This is a genomic window from Aneurinibacillus sp. UBA3580, from assembly GCF_002375825.1.
Classification (GTDB): Bacteria; Bacillota; Bacilli; order Aneurinibacillales; family Aneurinibacillaceae; genus Aneurinibacillus; species Aneurinibacillus danicus.
In genome coordinates this window covers 1-4,424 of the sequence record NZ_DFMZ01000130.1, presented here as the reverse complement: position 1 = coordinate 4,424, position 4,424 = coordinate 1, and the positions used below count along the sequence as shown (strand labels likewise).

The 4,424-nt window shown below is 48.9% G+C and carries 3 protein-coding genes; 1 reads left to right on the top strand and 2 read right to left on the bottom strand.

Going from position 1 to position 4,424, the window contains the following annotated elements; all coding sequences use genetic code 11:
- Positions 1–160 precede the first annotated feature (160 nt).
- Complete coding sequence (locus B2899_RS17295) at positions 161–2,068, bottom strand: DUF294 nucleotidyltransferase-like domain-containing protein (protein WP_286887382.1); 1,908 nt, start codon at positions 2,066–2,068, stop codon at positions 161–163.
- Positions 2,069–2,090: 22 nt separating this feature from the next.
- Positions 2,091–3,386: an NAD(P)/FAD-dependent oxidoreductase gene (locus B2899_RS17290; protein WP_286887381.1), complete on the bottom strand. Its 1,296-nt coding sequence runs from the start codon at positions 3,384–3,386 to the stop codon at positions 2,091–2,093.
- A gap of 189 nt (positions 3,387–3,575) precedes the next feature.
- Here B2899_RS17290 and B2899_RS17285 point away from each other — a divergent pair, with 189 nt between their 5' ends.
- Positions 3,576–4,379, top strand: coding sequence for a DUF169 domain-containing protein (locus B2899_RS17285; protein ID WP_286887379.1), 804 nt, complete (start codon positions 3,576–3,578; stop codon positions 4,377–4,379).
- Positions 4,380–4,424: the final 45 nt, after the last annotated feature.

The window sequence follows — 4,424 nt, the reverse complement described above, 5'->3', positions numbered from 1 at the left end:
AAAAGGCGAACGCCTTTTTCTACTCTGGATCTTTTCTCCTCAGTTATTCTGCACAATGAATGCGATATTCCTTCATTATTTATTCTCATAAAAAATGAAGTATATCGCATTTATATCTTACTGTTTATGCATTCTTTATCGGTCAATGAAAAACGAAAAATTAAATACGAATGCCGCGCACATGGAATTGGCGAATCAGCTTTTGTTGCAGCCATTTTGCTGTATTTAGCGATTTTTTCAGGCGAATCTGCTCTTCCTTAGGGAGAGCGGCCACATGAAGTTCATTAGAGAGGGGACGTTTTTGCTTCAACTGCCTCATATTTTCGCGAATGCGGAAGTGAAGCAACGTATTGAATGAATCTTTGATTTCGTCTTCCTCCTCCTGTGTAAACACGCGCTTTTTCGTAAGCTGTTCCAGACGCTCTAACGTTGAGACCGCCTCAATACCTTCAAAAATGGATAGCAGGCGCATCGCGTTGACGAAGTGAACCAGCGCGCCGCCTTTGATATCAATTCCATCCTTAATCTTTTTATCATAAATAACCCGGCCGAATATGCCAAGAGGAACGCTGCAGGAGGCATCGTCTTCTGCCAGTAGATTATAGATAAACGGGAAGTCTTTTTTGCGTGTTAGAAAGTAGCGGCGGAGATCATTGGCCAATTCCGCCTGTCCGTAGACAGGGCGGAAATCCAGAAAAATCGTAAACATGCGAATTTCTTCGCCCTGCATATGGGAGAACCAGGCGTTGACCATGCGTTTCCAATCGGACAGCGATTTTCGCCACTTCGGATTGGTCGCCATGACGTCGCCTTTACAACGCGGAAAGCCGCATGCTTCAAGGCCTGCAACAATCTTCTCCGCCAGGCGGGCGAAATAATTGTCTACTTCTGCATGGTGTGCCTCGTCTTCGATATCAGGATAAATAATCCCGTTATCCTGGTCCGTGCTCAGGGTCTGTTCTTTGCGGCCTTCGCTGCCCATCGTAATCCAGCAGTAGTCCGTTGGCGGCGCCCCCCATCCCCCGGCAACCATTGCCTGTTCTGATAGTTCAATAATTCGGCGCAAGATCCGATCATTGAATTCCGTAATAATCGAGCAGATTTCATGGGCCGCCGCTCCCTCCCGCATCATCCGGTCGATGAAAGCCACGATTTTTTTATGCTGCTCGGCCAATTGTTCTATGGTCTGCGCCGCATCTATATCTTTAACCATGCCAAGCACAGAATGGCCGCGAAAATCGGTCAGTTTCTTAAGCGTTATAATGCCTTCAACTTTGCCGTGGGAGAGCACAGGCAGATGTTTGATTTGATGCTTCATCATCATAAGCATCGCTTCGTAAAAATAGGCGTCCTCCGAGATAGTAACCATATTCCCGCTCATAACGTCTTGAACGGTGAGTGAAGCGATGGTTTGATAATTGGGAAGAAGTGCGATTAAATCCCGCTCCGTCACGATGCCGCGCAGCGCCTCATCCTCCATAATCAGGACGGAACTCGTTTGCTCGCGCAGCATAACGGAAGCGGCTTCGATGACGGGCGCACCGGGAGGAAGAAAGACAAGTTCAGTCTCCATAAGCTCGCCTGCTTTTTTGCGATACGGATATGCTTCAAATCCATGGTGATGTGCCGAAGACTCCAACGCCAGCGCATGATACATATACTGCAGGCGTTTGCTGATATCATGGGTAAGCTGTTCAGCGAAAGGTGCGTGGTCATGAACGAGTCGGTTAAACAGCGTTTTTTTTATGACAAGAAAGCGGGAGTTTTCCATTGTCTGTACGGAGAAGCGGGACGTATCTTCCGCCAGCGTATTGATTAGACCGGCCAGCTCTCCTGGATGATAGAAGCGTACCGAGACTTCCTCACCTTCATCCGTAATGATGATACTTCTTGCCATTCCTTCAAGCAGGAAAAACAGATCGTTTTCCTGTTCCCGCTCATGAATGACGAAATGGTGTTTCGGATATTCAGCTACGGAAGAAACTTCGATGATTTCATCGATAGTTTCCTGCGGAAGCGTGCGAAACAACTCATTTTGCTGCAGCATTTCTTTTACTCTTTCCTTCATCTCCTTATCGCCCCCTGCTTTTTTATTTTAGCGGAACGAAACTCTCTTTGATTCCCAGGGCCTGTCTGGCAGCGGCCGATCCGGCTGCGTGCCCGGTTGAAAATGCGACGGTGATGTTATAGCCCCCCGTGTGCGCGTGCACGTCAAGCACTTCTCCGGCAAAGAAGAGTCCGCGTTTTAGCTTGGATTGCATGCTTTTAGGGTCAATCTCTTTGACGCTGACTCCACCTCCTGTCACTGTGGCCTGTTCAAGCGGAAGCGTACCGGTGATCGTTACAGGAAACTGTTTCATAAGCCGGGCTGCCTCACGCCATTTGGCCCGGGGAATATGCGCATATGTTGTGCTTTCCTCGATGTCTGCCATTTCTAGAATAAGCAGAAGCAGCCTTTCGGGCAGATAGGTGCGGAGCACGTTTCTGACCGTTTTTTTCGGTTCCCGTTCCATAAGGTTTATCGTCTCCCGCTCGATATCATCAACTGTTTTATCCGGGAGCGCATCGATGGTTAGTCTAAGTGGAACCGGGCCGAATTTGCGCTGTGTGACAGATACGTAGTGACTGACGCGCAGTACGGCAGGACCGGAGACTCCGAAATGAGTAAACAGCATATCCCCTTCTTCCGTGCATACTTTTTTGCCTTTTGGATTCCATAAGGTGAGATAGACGCTGCGCAGCGATAAGCCCTGGAGTCTGGCTTCCTTGATGTAAGCATCATCCGCGGTAAGCGGCACGGCAGTCGGAAATAAGTCGGTTACGGTATGGCCTGCGTCACGCGCCCACGGATAAGCGTCACCCGTAGATCCGGTCGTCGGCACCGAACGACCGCCTGTCGCCACAACAATATGCTGACAAGGGATTATTTCGCCGGATAGAAGCTCGACACCTTCCACGCCGCCTTCATTGTATAACAATTGTTTGACAGGATCGTTTACACGAATGGTTACGCCAAGCCGCCGTATCTCGCCAAGAAGAGCATCGACAACGGTTTTCGCTTTATCGCTGACAGGAAACATACGGCCGCGATCTTCTTCCTTTAGCGCAATGCCAAGCCCTGTGAAGAAATGGATAATTTCCTGATTGCCGAACGTGTTTAAGGCACTGAATAGGAATTTCCCGTTGCCGGGAACGTTTTTTATTAATTCATCAAGCGGTTTGGCATTCGTGACATTACAGCGTCCTCCCCCGGAAATCATAAGCTTTCGCCCCAGCTTATCTCCTTTATCGAGCAACAGCACTTTAGCATTGTCCGAAGCGGCAGCTACGCAGGCCATTAGCCCGGCCGGACCTCCGCCGATTACGATTACATCCCAATCTGACATAAAAACACCTTCCTTCTCTACTATTTTCGCCAGGCGGCTTAGCGGATTGCAACCTAAACGATAAAAAAGTTCCGCTTGTCGAAAGGAAATTAAGAGGAAAGAAAGGAATATAAAAAATATTCAAATGATTTGAGGGGTTTTCGCCTTCTTTTAGCCGTTACTTACTTATGAACAAAGGGAGAGGAAATAATGAGTGAAACTATGCAAAGGACATCTGCCGATAAACTGCGGCAGCTGCATCAAGAAATCGAGAAGAATGTTCGTCCCGATACGTTTCCACTGGCGATCCGGGTGCTGCGCCCAGGTGAAGAAGTTCCGGACAAAGCAAAACGCCCGCTGCGTGATTTACAGGTGCAGCTGAGCATTTGCCAGGGAATCACGATGTCGCGCCGTTACGGATGGACAATTGCGATGGGTGGGGAGGATTTATCCTGTCCAATAGCCAAAGCTGCTTTTCATTTTGAAGAACCAGTGTCGTTTTATACAGAAGGGAACCTGGCGCACGGCATGTATGCCGAGACGCTTGTCTGTGCCCGGCTGACGGAAGAAGCCGTTCCGAAATTCACGAAAGAAGAGAGCGGTATTATTGTTGTTAGTCCGCTGAATCGCGCGGCATTTGAACCGGATGTGGTAGTTGTGTACGGAAACTCGGCCCAGGTTATGCGCATGGTAGCTGCATCGCTGTTTACGACGGGGGGAGCGATTACATCGGAGTTTTCGGCACGGGCGGATTGTGCGGATATTATCATTCGTACAACCCAGACGGATAGTCCGCAGGTGATTTTACCGTGCTATGGTGACCGAGTGTTCGGTCAAACACATGATCATGAAATGGCATTCTCATTCCCGTATCGAATGGCAGATGACGTGATAGCCGGATTTGCCGGAACGCACAAAGGAGGGGTACGTTATCCGATACCAAGCTTCCTGCAGTACCAGGCTAAATATCCGGCTACGTATGAAAAATTAAATAAGATGTGGGAGGAGGAATAAAAAAGGCAGAAAACGACCATGGCGTCTCAGCCGCAACCCCGACAT

Coding starts and splice junctions, on each gene's coding strand:
- B2899_RS17290 (WP_286887381.1), bottom strand. CDS start 3,386: ATGTCAGATTGGGATGTAATCGTAATCGGCGGAGGTCCGGCCGGGCTA.
- B2899_RS17285 (WP_286887379.1), top strand. CDS start 3,576: ATGAGTGAAACTATGCAAAGGACATCTGCCGATAAACTGCGGCAGCTG.
- B2899_RS17295 (WP_286887382.1), bottom strand. CDS start 2,068: ATGAAGGAAAGAGTAAAAGAAATGCTGCAGCAAAATGAGTTGTTTCGC.